The sequence below is a fragment of the Aeromonas sp. L_1B5_3 genome (assembly GCF_963866575.1).
Classification (GTDB): Bacteria; Pseudomonadota; Gammaproteobacteria; order Enterobacterales; family Aeromonadaceae; genus Aeromonas; species Aeromonas jandaei.
Genome location: NZ_CAWMDN010000118.1, coordinates 1 through 17,798 on the forward strand (window position 1 = coordinate 1; position 17,798 = coordinate 17,798).

Below are 17,798 nucleotides of genomic sequence, written 5' to 3' on the forward strand. Positions count from 1 at the left end.
GGAGATGTGTATAAGAGACAGGTGTAACCCCGCCCAGCACAAGCTCGCTATGAAAAACCGGCACTTATTGTGCCGGTTTTTTTGTGTCCCATGTTTATGGCGACTGATATGGCTTACGGCTGCCCAGCGATCACAGAGAGCAAGGAGCAAGGAGCAAGGAGCAAGGAGCAAGGAGCAAGGAGCAAGGAGCAAGGCTTGATTATCCCCCTCGCCCACAGATAAAAAAACGGCTCCATCATGGAGCCGTTTTCACTGGATTGAACTGACGATTACTCGACAGTCGCTTCCACGCTGGTGAAGTACTCGATCTTGGCCGCTTTACGCAACTCGTCGATCAGAGACTTGTAATCAACCTGGGCTTTGCCCTGACCCAGCTGACCTTGCAGCATGGTAACCATCTTGGAAGGCTCGGCAGGTATGTTCACCTTGTCCAGCGCCACCACTACGCGGTCACCGTTGCTCTCGGCAACCAGTGCCACGCTCGGCTTGCCATCCTTGGGATGGGGCAGCGTGAAGGCTTCGGTAACCAGATTCTGATCCATCTCGCGATCGAAACGGGACACCCCTTTGTGGGTTTGTACCTTCAGACCCAGCGCAGCCAGATCGCCATCGATGCTCTTGCCAGCCTTGAGCTTGTCCAGCAGGCCCTGAGCCTTGCCACGGGCCACTTCACCGGCCTTGTCATGCTTGATGGCGGCAATCACCTGCTCTTTCACCTCAGCCAGCGGCTTGACCGCTTTGGGCTTGTGACCGGTGATGTGCAGCACCAGCGCCTTGCCGTCAGCCAGCTCGATCACGTCAGAGTTGGTGTTGTCATCACGCAGCTGCTCTGAGAACGCCACGGAGAGAACCTTGGGATCGTTAAGCGGAGCAGGAGCAGAACCCTGGCTGAAGTAGTCGGAGGATTGCACCTTCAGACCCATGGCCTCAGCGGTCATGTCCAGCGAGTCCGGGTTTTCGAAGCTGTTGTCAGCCATCTTCTGCTGCTCGGCAAAGAAGCGCTCTTTGGCCTTGTCGCTCTGCAGACGGTTGATGGTCTCTTCCTTCACATCGGCAAACGGCTTGGTCTGAGCTGGCTCAACACCCAGCAGCTTGATGATGTGGAAACCGAACGGGCTCTTGACGACAGCGGAGAGATCGCCCGCCTTGTTCAGGGTAAAGGCAGCCTTCTCGAAGGACGGATCCATCACCCCTTTCTCGAACCAGTCCAACTCGCCGCCTTTTTTGGCGGAGAAGGTATCGGAGGAGTCTGCCTTGGCCAGCGCGGCGAAATCATCGCCCGCCTTGGCTTTGGCCAACACGGCTTCTGCTTTCTGCTCGGCCGCTTTCTCATCCTTGCCAAACGGGATCAGGATATGGGCAACATGACGACGCTCGGGACGCTGGAACAAGTCCTGATGCTGGTCGTAGTAATCCTGGGCATCCTGTTCGGTGACCTTGATATCCTTGGCGAGGTTGGTCGCATCCAGCAGCAGGTAGTCTACTTTCACCTGCTCGTCATTCATGAAGTGAGCGCCATTGGCCTTGTAGTACTGCTCCAGCTCGTTGTCGGAAACCTGTACGTCAGCCACGTAGTTGGCAGCCGCCAGACGCACCAGACGCAGATCGCGAGTCTGGTTGTAGAGCTTGTCGAGCTGCTCGGCTTCACCCTTGAGGGAGAACTCGGTACCCAGCAACGCACTCATCAGCTGTTGGCGCACCATGTCCTGGCGCAGGGAGTCGCGGAACATTTCGGGAGTCATACCGGCACGACGGATCAGCTGCAGGTAACGATCATTGTTGAACTTGCCGTTCTCGGCAAACTCGGGCATGGCAACGATGGCCTGTTTGATCTGCTCATCGCTGACCCGCAGACCCAGCTCGCGAGCCTTGCTGTCCAGCAGCGCCTGATCGATCAGGCGATCCAGCACACCGCGGCGGAACTGTTTCATATAATCGGGGTTCGCGGCCAGCTGGCTGAATGCCTCTCCCATCTGGGATTCCATGCGGGCGCGCTCGTTGCGGTAGGCGTTCTCCAGTGCGGCTGCACTGATATCTGTGCCGTTGACAGTGGCGGGGGCGGTACGGGCCGGACCATTCAGGTAACTACCTACACCAGCCAAAGCAAAGGAGAGGATGATCAGGCCCAAGATAACCTTGGCTACCTTGCCTTGCGCCCCTTCGCGTAGTTTATCCAACATCATGTTTGTACTTATGCTCCCGAACTCGATGGGCGTAAATAATGAAAAGGCGCACCGATTGCGATGCGCCTTGGTCAATCAGTATGAGAGAGGACTCTCTAACCTGTCTGGTCTGCGACCAAGGACGGTAGCCGACATATCATCGGCGCCCGACTTAGTTGACCGCGTCTTTCAGGGCCTTACCGGCTTTGAAGGCAGGAACTTTACCAGCAGCGATTTCGATGGTCGCGCCAGTTTGCGGGTTACGGCCAGAACGGGCAGCACGCTCGCGTACAGCGAAAGTACCAAAACCAACCAGAGCAACCTGGTCACCCTCTTTCAGAGCTTCACCTACAGCGTCAATGAAGGCATCCAACGCACGGCCGGCAGCAGCCTTGGAGATATCAGCACCGTCTGCAATCTTGTCAATCAGTTGAGATTTATTCACTCTTATATTCCCCTTTTATCGAACACCGCTGCGGCGCTGATTTCCCTGGCCACAACAAGTGGAGGTTTTATAGCAAGCCTCCTGACCAGTTGCAAGTGACAATCTGGCGCAAACCCGCGCCACACAACGCATTGCGACTTATCACGAGAACCCGATCGGTGGTCAAGGCTACTTCCGTTATGGGATGCATGCAAGCCTTAACCACCCCCCGAATGCGCCAAATTTGCGGCGCATCAAAATTTACACGACAGAAACGCGCTCAAACCCTTGCGGATTGTCCTGCAACGCCAGTTCCAGCACCTCGTCTATCCAGCGAACGGGATAGATTTCAAGGTCTTGTTTGACGTTTGCCGGGATCTCCTCGAGGTCACGTTCGTTCTCTTTCGGGATCAGCACACGCTTGATACCACCACGGTGAGCGGCCAGCAGTTTCTCTTTGAGACCACCGATAGGCAGCACTTCACCACGCAAGGTGATTTCACCTGTCATGGCCACATCAGCACGAACCGGATTACCGGTCAAGCTGGAGACCAGCGCAGTACACATGGCGATACCGGCGCTCGGGCCATCTTTCGGGGTTGCCCCTTCCGGTACGTGCACGTGAATGTCACGCTTCTCGTAGAAGTCGGCGTTGATGCGCAGCTTCTCGGCACGGGCACGTACGACAGTCATGGCTGCCTGGATAGACTCCTGCATCACATCACCCAAAGAACCGGTGTAAGTGAGCTTGCCCTTGCCCGGCATGTTGGTGGTCTCGATGGTGAGCAGGTCGCCCCCCACCTCGGTCCACGCCAGACCACACACCTGACCAATCTGGTTCTGGTCGGTGGCCTTGCCGTAATCGAAGCGCTGCACCCCGAGGAACTCCTTGAGGTTCTCCTGATTGACCTGAACATGCTTGATGCTCTTGTCCAGCAGAATGCGCTTGACCGCTTTGCGACAGATCTTGGAGATTTCGCGCTCCAGACTCCGCACCCCGGCTTCACGGGTGTAGTAACGGATCACCCCGACCAGCGCCGAATCCTCGATGGTGATCTCGGAGGCTTTCAGGCCGTTGCGTTGAATCTGTTTGGCAACCAGATGCTGCTTGGCAATGTTGAGCTTCTCATCTTCGGTGTAACCGGAGAGACGGATCACTTCCATCCGGTCCAGCAACGGACCCGGGATGTTCATGGAGTTGGAGGTGGCCACGAACATCACGTCCGACAGGTCATAATCCACTTCCAGGTAGTGATCGTTGAAGCTGTTGTTCTGCTCGGGATCGAGCACTTCCAGCAAGGCAGAGGCGGGATCGCCACGCATGTCCGAGCTCATCTTGTCGATTTCGTCGAGCAGGAACAGCGGGTTCTTCACGCCAACTTTCGCCATCTTCTGGATGAGCTTGCCGGGCATGGAACCGATGTAGGTGCGACGGTGACCGCGGATCTCCGCTTCATCACGTACCCCACCGAGGGCCATCCGCACATATTTGCGACCGGTCGCCTTGGCGATAGATTGGCCCAGCGAGGTCTTGCCCACACCGGGAGGGCCAACCAGACAGAGAATGGGGCCCTTGAGCTTGTTCACCCGCGCCTGCACCGCCAGATATTCGAGAATGCGATCCTTGACCTTCTCAAGACCATAGTGATCGGCATCCAGCACCTCTTGCGCCTTGCCCAGGTCTTTCTTGACCTTGGAGCGCGCCTTCCACGGCACCTGTACCATCCAGTCCACATAGCTGCGAACCACGGTAGCCTCGGCAGACATGGGAGACATCATCTTCAGCTTGGCAAGCTCAGCCTGGGCCTTTTCACGGGCATCTTCCGGCATGCCGGCCTCTTCAATCTTGCGATTGAGGGCTTCAAACTCATCCGGGCTATCTTCCAGCTCACCCAGCTCTTTCTGGATGGCCTTCATCTGCTCGTTGAGGTAATACTCGCGCTGGCTCTTCTCCATCTGCTTCTTGACGCGAGTACGGATGCGCTTCTCGACCTGCAGCAGGTCAATTTCCGACTCCATCATCGCCATCAGGAATTCGATGCGCTCGGAGACAGAGACAATCTCCAGCACCTTCTGCTTGTCTTCCAGCTTGAGCGGCATGTGAGCGGCCATGGTATCGGCCAGACGCGCAGCATCGTCGATCGCCGAAATCGAGGTGAGTACCTCGGGCGGGATCTTCTTGTTGAGCTTGATGTAACCTTCAAACTGGCCGATGGCGGAGCGAACCAGAACTTCCTGATCCTTGTCGTCAATGGCCTTGGAGGAGATGTACTGGGCCTCGCAGACAAAGAAGTCCTTGTCGTCGATCATCCGCTCCAGGCGAGCACGCTGCCCACCCTCTACCAGCACCTTGACGGTGCCATCCGGCAGTTTGAGCATCTGCAGAATATTGGCCACTGTCCCGACGGTGAAGATCTCCTCCACGGTCGGCTCATCGGTTGACGCATCCTTCTGGGCCACCAGCAGAACTTTCTTGTCCTGCTCCATGGCCGCTTCCAGACAGCGAATGGATTTTTCCCGCCCCACAAAGAGTGGAATGACCATGTGGGGATAAACCACCACGTCACGAAGAGGCAGGACGGGAATCTCGATGCGTTCTGAACGCTCTAGGTTCATATATGTCCTCTCGGCTTGTTATACCGTTGGCAAAGCGCTTGGCTGAGTATATGGGGGCGCTCCAACGAGATTCAATCGTCTAAACCGCAAAAAGCATGAAAGGGGCAAAAAGCCCCTTCCATTTGATTAAAAATCAGACTGTTACTCTGATGCGGCAGCTTGAGTCTCGGGATTTTCGTAGATCATCAAGGGCGCGGAGTCCCCTTTGATCACGGTCTCGTCGATCACCACCTTGCTGACCCCTTCCAGAGAAGGCAGGTCATACATGGTATCGAGCAGCACAGCTTCCACGATGGAACGCAGACCACGAGCACCGGTTTTACGCTCCATCGCCTTGCGGGCAATGGCGTGCAGCGCATCCTCACGGAACTCCAGCTCAACCCCTTCCAGATCGAACAACGCAGCATACTGCTTGGTCAGCGCGTTTTTCGGCTCTTGCAGGATCTGGATGAGGGCAGCCTCGTCCAATTCGGTCAGGGTAGCCACCACCGGCAGACGGCCGATGAACTCGGGGATCAGACCATATTTGATCAGATCTTCCGGCTCCACCTTGGCGAAGGTTTCGCTCAAGGAGGCCTTGGCATCCTTGGACTTCACCTCGGCGCCAAAACCGATACCGGTTCCCTTGACGGAACGCTGCTCAATCACCTTGTCCAGACCGGCAAAGGCACCACCACAGATGAAGAGGATCTTGGAGGTATCAACCTGCAAGAACTCCTGCTGCGGATGCTTGCGACCACCTTGCGGCGGCACGGAAGCGATGGTCCCTTCGATCAGCTTGAGCAGGGCCTGCTGTACCCCTTCCCCGGAGACATCGCGGGTAATGGAGGGGTTGTCCGACTTGCGGGAGATCTTGTCGATCTCGTCGATGTAGACGATGCCACGCTGGGCCTTCTCCACGTCGTAGTCGCACTTTTGCAGCAGCTTCTGGATGATGTTCTCCACGTCCTCGCCCACATAACCGGCTTCGGTCAGGGTGGTCGCATCGGCCATGGTGAACGGCACATCCAGCAGGCGAGCCAAGGTCTCGGCCAGCAGGGTCTTGCCGCTACCGGTCGGGCCAATCAGCAGAATGTTGGACTTGCCCAGCTCCACACCACTGTTTTCGCCGCTGTTGCGCAGGCGCTTGTAGTGGTTGTAGACGGCAACGGCCAACACCTTCTTGGCGTACTCCTGCCCGATCACATAGTCATCGAGATGAGCGCGGATCTGATGAGGGGTCGGCAGCTCATTACCATCGCGCTTGGGAGAGATCTCGCGGATCTCCTCGCGGATGATGTCGTTGCACAGCTCGACACACTCATCACATATGTAGACGGAAGGGCCAGCGATCAGCTTACGCACTTCATGCTGGCTTTTGCCGCAAAAAGAGCAGTAGAGCAGCTTATCACCCTCACCCTTGCGTTTTTCTGTCATTCAGCAACCTCGTTTTATCAATAGAGGATGGGTCGGCCTGTTGAGTTTACAACAGACCGGGACACCCTGCTCAGCCACGCTGAGTCAAGACACCGTCGACCAGACCGTAAGCGACTGCCTGCTCGGCAGACATGAAGTTGTCGCGGTCGGTGTCGCGCTCGATGGTAGCCATATCCTGGCCGGTATGGAAAGCCAAACGCTCGTTCAGGGTATTTTTGATCTTCAGGATCTCCTGAGCGTGGATCTGGATATCAGATGCCTGGCCCTGGAAACCGCCCAGCGGCTGGTGGATCATCACGCGGGCATTGGGCAGGCAGAAACGCTTGCCCTTGGCACCGCCAGCCAGCAGAAAGGCGCCCATGGAACAGGCCTGCCCCATGCAGACGGTGCTCACGTCCGGCTTGATGAACTGCATGGTGTCATAGATGGACATGCCCGCAGTCACGGAGCCGCCCGGAGAGTTGATGTAGATGTAGATGTCCTTGTCCGGATTCTCGGACTCGAGGAACAGCAACTGGGCAACCACCAGATTGGCCATGTGATCTTCAACCTGACCGGTCAAGAAGATCACCCGCTCTTTCAGCAGACGGGAGTAAATATCGTAGGAACGCTCACCCTTGGCAGTCTGTTCGACCACGATGGGGACCAGCGCATTGCTGGGAGAATCGGTCACATCGTTATAGTTCTTGTACATAAGGCATTGTCCCTAAAATAAAATGGCCCGAGTGGAGATCACACGAGCCATTATACTTAACAGTCTTGACCTTAAGTCAAATGTTCTTAGGCAGCGGCGCCAGACTTGTTGATCACTTCGTCAAAGGCAACTTCTTTTTCGGTCACTTGCGCTTTGGAGAGGATCAGGTCGATAGCTTGATCTTCGATGGCCAGGTTACGAACGCCGTTCAGCATCTGTTCGTTCTTCTGGTAGTACTCGATCACTTCTTTCGGATCTTCGTACGCAGTGGCCATGGATTCGATGATGCTGGTCACGCGAGCATCGTCAGCCTTGATTTCGTTGGTGCGGATCACGTCGCCCAGCAGCAGACCTACGCGTACACGACGCTCGGCCTGAGCCTGGAACAGCTCAGCCGGCAGCTCCGGAGCGTTGCCGCCCTGGAAACCACCGAAGCGCTGCAGAGCCTGCTGGCGCAGAGCATCGATCTCTTGCGCAACGGCAGCTTTCGGCAGATCGATTTGGTTGGCTTCAACCAGACCGTTCAGAACCTGCTCTTTCACGCTGTTTTTCAGGGCTTGAGCCAGTTCGCGCTCCATGTTCTTGCGCACTTCGGCTTTCAGCTCTTCAACGGAACCGCTCTCGATGCCGAAACGCTTGACGAACTCTTCGGTCAGCTCGGGCAGGATCTGCTCTTCAACCTTGTTCAGCTTGGAAGCGAACTTGGCCGCTTTGCCTTTCAGGTTTTCAGCGTGGTAGTCAGCCGGGAAGGTCACTTCGATGGTGAACTCGTCGCCTGCTTTCTTGCCCAGGATGGCATCTTCGAAGCCAGGGATCATGCGGCCGGCACCCAGTACCAGGTTGAAGCCTTCAGCCTTGCCACCTTCGAACTCTTCACCGTCGATGGAACCGACGAAGTCCATGGTCACACGCATGCCGTTGGCAGCAGCTACGTCAGCTTCAGCCCAGGTAGCGTGCTGCTTGCGCAGGGTGTCGATCATGTTGGCCAGATCTTCGTCCTTCACGGTAGCAACCGGCTTCTCAACCTTGATGCTTTCCAGACCGGCAACTTCGAACTCCGGGTACACTTCGAAAGTGGCAGTGAATTCGAAATCTTCGCCTTCTTTGATCTCTTTCGGATCCATGGTCGGCGCGCCAGCCGGGCTCAGTTTGTTTTCGATGATGGCTTTGATGAAGTTGTTCTGCATCATTTCATCGGCAACACGGGCGTGAGCCATGGCACCAAACATCTTCTTGATGATGGCAACCGGAGCCTTGCCAGGACGGAAACCGTCGATGCGACGGGTTTTGGCCAGGCCGTTCAATTCTTTGCGCACAGCGGCGTCTACGGTAGCAGCCGGTACAGTGATGGTAAGACGGCGTTCCAGACCCTGGGTTGTCTCTACAGAAACTTGCATTCTTCTACCTCGTTCAACTCAGCACTGTGTGCTGACCCTTTATTGCCTCCGGGCAAAGCCGGAGTCTTCCTGTTTATAAAGACAACAATATGTCTTTGTGATGAGAAAATATGACGCGGCATTATAGCGGCGCACTCTGGTCGAGTCGAGCCACACAACCCCCACATTGGGCGCCGCAGAGGCACAATTCGTGCAAAAGTGCTCTTTATATGGGGAGTTGCAGCCCGAACTTCAACTGGCATTGCGCGATATTTTTGCGCTTGCTCACCTTTTTCTGCGCAAATTTGCCTAAAACGCCGATCTATTGGTCAATATCCGGCAACTGAATACCCGATGCCCATAGGTGGTATCACGACCCGGGTTGACCGGCCCGATGCATCCGGGCCAATCAATCGTTGCGTCCCCTGCCCTCCCTCGTTATGGTGGCAACCAACTTGATAAGTCTGGAGTATCCCACATGGCCTTTTTCCGCTTCTTGTTCAATCTGCTCTGGTTTGTACTGGGAGGTGTCTTTATGGGCCTGGCCTGGTGGCTGGCCGGTCTGCTCTGCTTTATCTCGCTGGTCGGCATCCCCTGGGGGCGCGCCTGCTTCGTCATTGGCACCTTCACCTTCTTCCCTTTCGGCAAGCAGGCGGTCAGTCGCAAGGCGATGACGGGTCAAGGTGATATCGGCACCGGTACCCTCGGGCTGATTGGCAACATCATCTGGTTCGTGCTGATCGGGATCTGGCTGGCCATCGGCCACATTGCCTCTGCTCTGGCCTGTTTCATCACCATCGTCGGCATCCCGTTTGGTATCCAGCACCTCAAGCTGGCCATCATCAGTCTGGCCCCCATCGGCCAGATGATCGTGACCAATCAGGAAGCCGAATCAGGCCGCTATATCCGCTGAGCGGGTTAAAAATCGGATGGCAGGCGGTGCCTGTATTGCAAAAAAAGGGCAGACTAGGGTCTGCCCTTTTTCATTGCATCCATTCGAGGCATCCCATGCTCCCCAGCCACTTTTTTGCCAATCTCGCCCGCATGAAGCTCATCTACCGCTGGCCACTGATGCGCAACATCCAACCGGAAAACATCGCCGAGCACAGCCTGCAGGTCGCCATGGTGGCCCATGCCCTCGGCATCATTAAAAACCGGATCTTTGGCGGCAACGTGAATGCCGACCGCGCAGCAGTGATGGCGCTCTACCACGACAGCAGCGAGGTGCTGACCGGCGATCTGCCCACCCCGGTGAAATACTTCAATCCCGAGATCGCCCGCGAGTACAAGAAGATTGAACTGGCCGCCGAGCAGCGCCTGCTTGGCATGCTGCCGCCGGAACTGGTGGAGGACTTTCGCCCACTGCTCGACTCGGCGATGCAGGATGAGGAGCTGGCAAGGCTGGTGAAAGACGCCGACACCCTCTGCGCCTATACCAAGTGTCTGGAGGAGATCAACGCCGGCAACCGGGAGTTTGAACCGGCTCGCAAACGCCTCGAGGCGATGCTGGCTGCGCGAATGAGCGAGGAGATGCGCTACTTTATCGACACCTTCGTAGCGAGCTTCTCCCTGCCGCTCGATGAGCTGAACGCCCACTAAGTCCGCTCGCCATATCGACACACAGACAAAAAACAGAAGAGCCCGCCGGTTTAACACCGGCGGGCTCTTCGTTTTGATTCGCGGATCAGATGCCGCGCATCAGTGACCCAGCTCGCGTGACGGCACCAGACCGCTCGCCCGCCAGGCGGGATAGAGGGTCGCCACCAGACTCATCAGGATGGCCGCCCCCGTCACGATAAGCAGATCCTGCATATGCAACTCGGTCGGCAGGAAGTCGATAAAGTAGATATCCGGATTGAGGAAACGGTGGCCAATGAGCTTCTCGATAACACTCAGGATCTGGGTCAGCTTGCTGGATAGCAGACCCCCCAGCAGCGCACCGAGCAGGGCACCGGCCACGCCGTTGACCATCCCCTGAATGACGAAGGTAAGCCGGATCTGGCCCGGACTCGCCCCCATGGTTTTCAGGATGGCGATCTCGCTGCGTTTCTCGTTCACCGCCATCACCAGGGTGGAGACGATGTTGAAGCAGGCCACTGCCACCACCATCAGCATCACCACATACATGACGGTACGCACCATCTGGATGTCCTGATAGAGGTAACCCTGACTGTTCATCCAGCTGCGGATATAGACGTGATGAGGGAAGCGCTGGGCCGCCGCGACCGTAATGGACTGCGCCTTGAGCACATCACTCACCCGCAGGCTGAAACCTTCCACATCGCTGCCCATACCGGTGATCGCTTGCGCATCGGTCAGGTGCATGAAACCGAGCAGGCCATCGAGCTGGCCACCAATCTCCAGCAACCCGACCACGGTCAGGGTTTCCCGGCGGGGATTTTTGATCCCCGTCTGATCGCCCCCTTGCGGCAACAGCAGAGCAAGGGTGTCGCCAACCTTCACCCCCAGCTTGTCGGCTATGGTCTTGCCGAGGATCACCCCCCGCTCGCCGGGCTGCAGCTCACGCAGGCCACGGCCCGTCATGTATTTGCCGGCATCGGAGAGATTGGCTTCCAGATCGGGCAGCACGGCACGCAGCTGAACCCCCTTGAGGGCGGAGCCGTGCTCCAGCAAACCGTTGAGACGAATGACGGGGGCGGCAGCTTCCACCCCGGGCTGCGCCAGCAGGTAGTCGCGCAGACGCGGCCAATCCGGCAGCGGCTGCTCGACAGCGTCCAGCTCCCCTTGCGGCACCACCGAGAGCACCCGATCTTTGAGCTCCCGCTCGAAGCCGTTCATGGCGGAGAGGCCCAAAATCAGCGCCATCACCCCGAGGGCGATACCGATCAGAGAAGAGGCGGAGATAAAGGCGATAAACCCGTTGCGACGACGGGAGCGGCTATAGCGCAGGCCCAGAAAAAGGGGCAGCGGTTTGAACATCAGGCAACCTCCGCCATCACGCCGCTCACCAGCGTGACCCGACGATGAAGCTTGGCCGCCAGACTCAGATCGTGGGTGACTACCACAAACGCAGTGCCCAGCTCGCGGTTAAGCTCACAGAGCAGCTCGTAGACGGCAGTAGCACTGGCGTGATCCAGGTTACCGGTCGGCTCGTCCGCCAGCACCAGACTCGGTTCGTTGACCAGCGCACGGGCAATCGCCACCCGCTGGCGCTCGCCACCGGAGAGCTCGGACGGTCTGTGGTTGAGACGGTGGGAGAGCCCTACCCGCCCCAGCATCCGGGTCGCCTTCTCGGTAGCGACCGCTACCGATTCACCGGCGATCAGCAGCGGCATGGCCGCATTTTCCAGCGCACTGAACTCGGAGAGCAGGTGGTGGAACTGATAGACGAAACCCAGCTCCTGATTGCGAAAACGGGCCTGGGTACGGCTGTCCCAGTGGTGAATATCCTCTCCCTTGAACAGCACGGCGCCGCTGGAGGGGTTATCAAGCGCCCCCATCAGGTGCAGCAGGGTGGTCTTGCCGGAGCCCGAGCTCCCCACCACCGCCAGCATCTCGCCCGGTGCGACGCTCAAATCGATCCCCTTGAGTACCTGGGTCTCCAGCTCACCCTCTTTGTAGACATGGTTGAGGGCCTGGCAACGCAGCAGAGGCTCACGGGATACGGCTTCATTCATAAAGGGGGCTCCATTTGCTCCAGTAATCGCACCAGAGGTAACAACAGAAGATGAATTATTCATAACGCAGCGCCTCCGCCGGCTTCACCCGCGCCGCACGGGCAGCGGGATAAAGGGTGGCGCTGAAGCTGAGCAGCACGGCGCCCAGCAAAATGGTGACGACCTGGGCTGGCTCGACGATAACCGGCAAGCCGCTCCCGCCCGCAGCCATATAGAGATTGAGCCCCACCGCATTGAGCAGCGGGTTGAGGCCGAGGGTCAGGCCAAGCCCCGCCAGCGCACCAAACAGGGAGCCAATCACCCCGCTGGAAGCGCCGAGCACCATGAAGATTTTGACGATCCCCGACTCGCTCATGCCCATGGTGCGCAGGATGGCCACTTCGCCCTCCTTGTCCGTCACCACCATCACCAGCGCGGAGAGAATGTTGAAGGTCGCAACGGCGATGATCAGTACCAGCATCAGCCCCATCATCCGTTTCTCCATGGCGACCGCCTGGAACAGCTCGCCCCGCTCACGGCGCCAATCCTGCCACAGCAGCCCATCGGGCAGCGGCGTCTTGATCACCTGATCAGCAGCAAACGGATCATCGAGCCAGAGGCGAATGCCACCGACGGTTTCTGTCGGCAGCCGCAGCAGACGCTGGGCATCCCCCAACGCAATGAACGCAATCTGGTTATCCACATCGGCACCCACACCGAAGATACCGGAGACGGTAAAGAGGCGCTGGGCCGGCACCCGGCCAAAGGGGGTAAAACGGGATCCGTCGGTCAGGATCAGACGAACCTGATCGCCGATGGTGACATTGAGGCGACGCGCCACCCCCTGCCCCAGCACGATGCGGTAGTGACCGGCCTGCAAGGTATCGAGGCGCCCCCCCAGCATCTGGGAGTGCAGGATGTCATCCTTGGGCCAGAGGGCGGGATCGATCCCCTGCACGCTGACGCCGGTGAGCTGGCCGGGGCTTTGCAGCATCCCTTCGCTGTCGAGCATGGGGGCCGTTGCCACCACATGAGGCAGCTTGGCCAGGTCCGGCAGCCCTTGCGGCGCGGCATCAATGCGGCCAGCCTCGTTGGTAACCACCACATGGGGGATCACCCCGAGGATGCGCCCCTTGAGCTGGCCTTCGAAACCGTTCATCACCGAAATGACCACCATCAGGGCCGCAACCCCGATAGCAATGCCGAAGGTGGAGAACAGGGAGATAAATGAGACGAAGCGGTTGCTGCGCTTCGAGCCGGCATAACGCAGGCCGATGGCCAGCGAAAGGGGCTGAAAAAGTCCGGTCTTCAAGGATATCTACGTTGCCAACAAAATAAGATACCGGATAATAAAGGGAAACCGTCCATGACAACAAGGGATAGCCTCCATGCAGGAACAGTTCTTCAGCGTTACTCATGCCATGCCGGTCAATGTGATCCCCATGCCGGCAGACTTCCATCTCCCTTCGCTCACGGAGCTGGACGCTGAGCTGCCGGAGCCTTTTCGCATCTCCTCGGCCATCACCTCCATCGACATGGTGACCAGCCGGCTGCTGCGCAATCAGAACGAATCGATGCACGATCTGGTCGAGATCGTCAATCAGCAGTCGCGCAAGATCGACATGATCATGGGCTATGTGCTCTCCATGCAGGATCACCCCGAGCAGCGCTTCCACACCCTGCGCTTTGGCGCTGGTGAGCTCACCTACCTGCACCCCTATCATGGCCACGGGGATGCGCCGCATCCGCACCAGATAGTGCGCCTCAAGATCTTCCTGCGCGAAGAGGCCGCCGCCATCTACTGCTATGGTCAGGTCAGGGAGGTCACCCCGGGTGAGCATGGCCCCCATGTGGTGCTCGACTATGTGCGGATCCGTGAAGATGACCGTGAACTGCTGGTACGCGCCAGCCTCCATGTGCAATCCAAACAGCTCAAACTGCGTGCCCAAGAGCGCCAACAACGTTAAAAGAATCGAACGATGCCAATGACACTCCCCGCCTTGCCCGCCAAAGCGGGCCAAAAGATCACGCTCGGCCAACTGGTCGGCAGCAGCCTCTCGCTCATCGCCGCTCGCCTTATTACACAAAACAAGGGGCCCGTGCTGCTGCTCACCGCAGACACCCCGAGTGCTCTACGCCTCGAGCAGGAACTCCAATACCTGCTGGCCGACAAGGGCTGCCCGGTACTGCTGTTCCCGGATTGGGAGACGCTGCCCTATGACACCTTCTCCCCCCATCAGGACATCATCTCCCAGCGGCTCGAGACCCTCTACAAGCTGCCGCAGATGAGCAGTGGCGTACTGATCGTCCCCGTCTCGACCCTGATGCTGCGTTGTGCACCGCGTGCCTATCTTGACAAATACAGCCTGATGGTGAAAAGCGGCCAGCGTCTCAACCTGCAACAGCTGCGCGGGCGCCTCGCCGAAGCGGGTTACGTGGCGGTGGATCAGGTGCTGGAGCACGGCGAGTTTGCCGCCCGCGGCTCCCTGCTCGATCTCTTTCCCATGGGCAGCAACAGCCCCTATCGCATCGACTTCTTCGACGATGAAGTGGACTCCATCCGCCCGTTCGATCCGGAAACCCAACGCTCCAGCGAGCCGGTCAAGAGCGTCAGCCTGCTTCCTGCCCGGGAGTTTCCGACCGATGAGGGGGCCATCGAGCTGTTTCGCGGCCACTATCGCGAGCAGTTCGAGATCTCCCGCGCCGAGGGCTCCGTCTATCAGGAGGTGAGCAAGGGGCGCTGGCCTGCCGGTATCGAGTATTATCTGCCGCTCTTCTTCGACCAGACTGCCTGCCTGTTTGACTACCTGCCGGCAGAGACCCTGCTGCTCACCGTGGGGGATATCTATCCCGCCGCCCAGCGCTTCTGGAACGACATCGAGCAGCGCTACGAGGACAGGCGCTGGGACAATACCCGCCCCCTGCTCCCCCCGGCCCAGCTCTATTTGCCGGTGGAGCAGCTCTTTGCCGCCCTTGGTAACTACGGCGCCGTCAGGTTGCAGGAGGGGCCGACGGCGGGCGATGCGGGGCAACACGATATGCCGGCCAGCACGCTGCCGGACCTGCAACTCGACCACAGCAAGGAGCAGCCGCTGCTGGCGCTCAACCAGTTCCTGCAAGGCTTTGCCGGTCGCACCCTGTTTGCGGTGGAGTCCGAGGGTCGGCGCGAAGTGTTGGGCGAGCTGCTGACCCGCATCGCCCTGCAACCCAAGGAGTTCCCCTCCCTCGACGCCTTTATGGCAAGCCAGGATCGCCACGGCCTGCTGGTTGCACCGCTCGAGCGCGGTTTCCTGTGGCAGGAAACTGGTCAGGAACCACTAGCCCTGATCACCGAGACCGAGCTGCTGGGTGGCAAGGTTCGCAGCAAGCGGGCACGGGAGAAGAGCAAAAACTTAAGCTCCGATGCGGTGATCAGAAACCTCGGCGAGCTGACCCAGGGCCAGCCGGTGGTGCACCTCGATCACGGGGTCGGCCGCTATCTGGGGCTTGAAACCATCGACGCCGGTGGCCTGCCCACCGAGTTTTTGACCCTCGAATATGCCGGCGGCGACAAGCTGTTCGTGCCGGTTACCAGTTTGCACCTTATCAGCCGCTACACCGGCTCTGACAACCCGCCCAGCCACAAGCTCGGCGGCGAGGCCTGGAGCAAGGCGCGGCGCAAGGCGGCGGAAAAAGTACGCGACGTGGCGGCCGAGCTGCTCGATGTCTACGCCCACCGCGCGGCTCGCGCCGGCTTTGCCTTCAAACATGATCGCGAGGCCTATCGCCAGTTTGCCGCTGGCTTCCCGTTCGAGGAGACCGAGGATCAGCTCAACGCCATCAATGCGGTGCTGGGGGACATGTGTCAGGCCAAGAGCATGGACCGGCTGGTGTGCGGTGACGTGGGCTTCGGCAAGACCGAGGTGGCGATGCGGGCGGCGTTTGTGGCCGTTCATGGCGGCAAACAGGTCGCCGTGCTGGTGCCCACCACACTGCTCGCCCAGCAGCACTACGACAACTTCCGCGACCGCTTCGCCAACTGGCCGGTGCGGGTCGAGGTGCTGAGCCGCTTCCGCTCCGCCAAGGAGCAAAACAGCGTTATGCAGGAGCTGGCCGAGGGCAAGGTGGATATCATCATCGGCACCCACAAGCTGCTCGGCTCCGAGCTCACCTTCAAGGATCTGGGGCTGCTCATCGTCGATGAGGAGCACAGATTCGGGGTACGTCAGAAGGAGAAGATCAAGGCGCTGCGGGCCGACGTGGACATCCTCACCCTCACCGCCACCCCCATTCCTCGCACCCTCAACATGGCGATGTCCGGCATGCGGGATCTCTCCATCATCGCCACCCCGCCCGCCAAGCGGCTCGCCATCAAGACCTTTGTCCGCCAGCACGAACCGGCAGTGGTGCGCGAAGCGGTGCTGCGGGAATTGAAGCGCGGCGGGCAGGTCTACTACCTGCACAATGACGTGGAGAGTATCGAGAAGTGCGCGGCAGACCTTGCCGAACTGGTACCGGAGGCGCGCATCGGCATCGCCCACGGCCAGATGCGCGAGCGCGAGCTTGAGCGAGTGATGTCGGACTTCTACCACCAGCGCTTCAACCTCTTGGTCTGCACCACCATCATCGAGACCGGTATCGACGTGCCGAGCGCCAACACCATCATCATGGATCGGGCAGATCATCTCGGTCTGGCCCAGCTGCACCAGCTGCGGGGCCGGGTTGGCCGCTCCCACCACCAAGCTTATGCCTACCTGCTCACCCCCCATCCCAAGCTGATGACCAAGGATGCGGCCAAGCGGCTGGAGGCGATCGCCTCGCTTGAAGATCTTGGCGCCGGCTTTGCGCTGGCGACCCACGATCTGGAGATCCGCGGCGCGGGAGAGCTGCTCGGCGACGATCAGAGCGGCCAGATCGAATCGGTGGGTTTCACCCTCTACATGGAGATGCTGGAGCAGGCGGTCGAGGCGCTGAAATCGGGCAAGGAGCCATCTCTCGAGCAGCTGATGAGCCAGCACACCGAGGTGGAGCTGCGCCTGCCGGCGCTCTTGCCGGACGACTACATTCCGGATGTCAACATGCGCCTCTCCATGTACAAGCGGATTGCAAGCGCGGCGGACGAACAGGAGCTGCGCGAACTCAAAGTGGAGCTGATCGACCGTTTCGGCCTGTTGCCGGAGGCGACCAAAACCCTGCTGGAGTTGGCGGCCTTCCGTCAGCGCGCTACCGCCCTTGGCATTCGCCGGGTGGAGATGAGCGAGCGCGGTGGCTATCTCGACTTCACCCAGGAGACCAAGGTCAACCCGACCTATCTGGTCAAGCTGCTCTCCGAGCAGCCGCGCATCTACAAGATGGACGGGCCGACCCGGCTGCGCTTCCAGGTGCCGACTCAGGACAGAGCCATGCGCCTCAAGCTGGTGGATGGCTTGCTGGCGGATCTTGCCAGTCACAGCCAGTAACGGCTGCAAGCACCAAAACAAAACGGGAGCCGCAAGGGCTCCCGTTTTTTATTCA

Annotated in this window: 13 protein-coding genes; 4 read left to right on the forward strand and 9 right to left on the reverse strand. The window is 58.9% G+C overall.

What is annotated here, in order from left to right:
* Positions 1-269: 269 nt before the first annotated feature.
* The 6 genes from ppiD to tig form a co-directional block, all read right to left on the reverse strand.
* Positions 270-2,183 (reverse strand): peptidylprolyl isomerase, encoded by a 1,914-nt coding sequence (ppiD, locus tag AACR93_RS13815; protein ID WP_043851037.1) that lies wholly within the window; start codon positions 2,181-2,183, stop codon positions 270-272.
* A gap of 151 nt (positions 2,184-2,334) precedes the next feature.
* Positions 2,335-2,607, reverse strand: a complete 273-nt coding sequence (gene hupB, locus AACR93_RS13820; protein ID WP_005315375.1) for a nucleoid-associated protein HU-beta — start codon at positions 2,605-2,607, stop codon at positions 2,335-2,337.
* 240 nt (positions 2,608-2,847) lie between these two features.
* Positions 2,848-5,202 carry an endopeptidase La gene (gene lon, locus AACR93_RS13825; RefSeq protein ID WP_041207531.1) on the reverse strand — a complete coding sequence of 785 codons (2,355 nt, stop codon included), beginning with the start codon at positions 5,200-5,202 and terminating at the stop codon, positions 2,848-2,850.
* Positions 5,203-5,343: 141 nt separating this feature from the next.
* A complete protein-coding gene (clpX, locus tag AACR93_RS13830; RefSeq protein WP_033113123.1) occupies positions 5,344-6,618 on the reverse strand; it encodes an ATP-dependent protease ATP-binding subunit ClpX in 1,275 nt (424 codons plus the stop codon).
* A gap of 70 nt (positions 6,619-6,688) precedes the next feature.
* On the reverse strand, positions 6,689-7,312 hold the full coding sequence (clpP, locus tag AACR93_RS13835) for an ATP-dependent Clp endopeptidase proteolytic subunit ClpP (RefSeq protein ID WP_033113124.1): 624 nt from the start codon (positions 7,310-7,312) through the stop codon (positions 6,689-6,691).
* An 86-nt stretch (positions 7,313-7,398) separates the two neighbouring features.
* Positions 7,399-8,709, reverse strand: coding sequence for a trigger factor (tig, locus tag AACR93_RS13840; RefSeq protein WP_041207530.1), 1,311 nt, complete (start codon positions 8,707-8,709; stop codon positions 7,399-7,401).
* A 457-nt stretch (positions 8,710-9,166) separates the two neighbouring features.
* Here tig and AACR93_RS13845 point away from each other — a divergent pair, with 457 nt between their 5' ends.
* Together AACR93_RS13845 and yfbR are read left to right on the forward strand one after the other, a co-directional pair.
* The gene (locus AACR93_RS13845) at positions 9,167-9,601 is read left to right on the forward strand and encodes a YccF domain-containing protein (protein WP_042032366.1); all 435 of its coding nucleotides are present in this window, start codon (positions 9,167-9,169) and stop codon (positions 9,599-9,601) included.
* A gap of 95 nt (positions 9,602-9,696) precedes the next feature.
* The gene (gene yfbR / locus AACR93_RS13850; RefSeq protein WP_043851038.1) at positions 9,697-10,287 is read left to right on the forward strand and encodes a 5'-deoxynucleotidase; all 591 of its coding nucleotides are present in this window, start codon (positions 9,697-9,699) and stop codon (positions 10,285-10,287) included.
* Between the two features lie 99 nt (positions 10,288-10,386).
* Here the strand turns inward: yfbR and lolE are convergent, their stop codons facing one another.
* From lolE to AACR93_RS13865, 3 genes are read right to left on the reverse strand one after another with little or no spacing between them, the layout of a single operon-like run.
* Positions 10,387-11,628 (reverse strand): lipoprotein-releasing ABC transporter permease subunit LolE, encoded by a 1,242-nt coding sequence (gene lolE / locus AACR93_RS13855; RefSeq protein ID WP_043851039.1) that lies wholly within the window; start codon positions 11,626-11,628, stop codon positions 10,387-10,389.
* Positions 11,628-12,326 (reverse strand): lipoprotein-releasing ABC transporter ATP-binding protein LolD, encoded by a 699-nt coding sequence (lolD, locus tag AACR93_RS13860; protein WP_033113129.1) that lies wholly within the window; start codon positions 12,324-12,326, stop codon positions 11,628-11,630. The genes lolE and lolD overlap by 1 nt, the downstream gene beginning before the upstream one ends.
* A gap of 55 nt (positions 12,327-12,381) precedes the next feature.
* Positions 12,382-13,617, reverse strand: coding sequence for a lipoprotein-releasing ABC transporter permease subunit (locus tag AACR93_RS13865; RefSeq protein WP_043851040.1), 1,236 nt, complete (start codon positions 13,615-13,617; stop codon positions 12,382-12,384).
* A gap of 76 nt (positions 13,618-13,693) precedes the next feature.
* Here AACR93_RS13865 and AACR93_RS13870 point away from each other — a divergent pair, with 76 nt between their 5' ends.
* Both AACR93_RS13870 and mfd read left to right on the forward strand, forming a co-directional pair.
* Positions 13,694-14,272, forward strand: a complete 579-nt coding sequence (locus AACR93_RS13870; protein ID WP_043851041.1) for a PilZ domain-containing protein — start codon at positions 13,694-13,696, stop codon at positions 14,270-14,272.
* An 18-nt stretch (positions 14,273-14,290) separates the two neighbouring features.
* Positions 14,291-17,743 carry a transcription-repair coupling factor gene (mfd, locus tag AACR93_RS13875; RefSeq protein WP_043851042.1) on the forward strand — a complete coding sequence of 1,151 codons (3,453 nt, stop codon included), beginning with the start codon at positions 14,291-14,293 and terminating at the stop codon, positions 17,741-17,743.
* Positions 17,744-17,798: the final 55 nt, after the last annotated feature.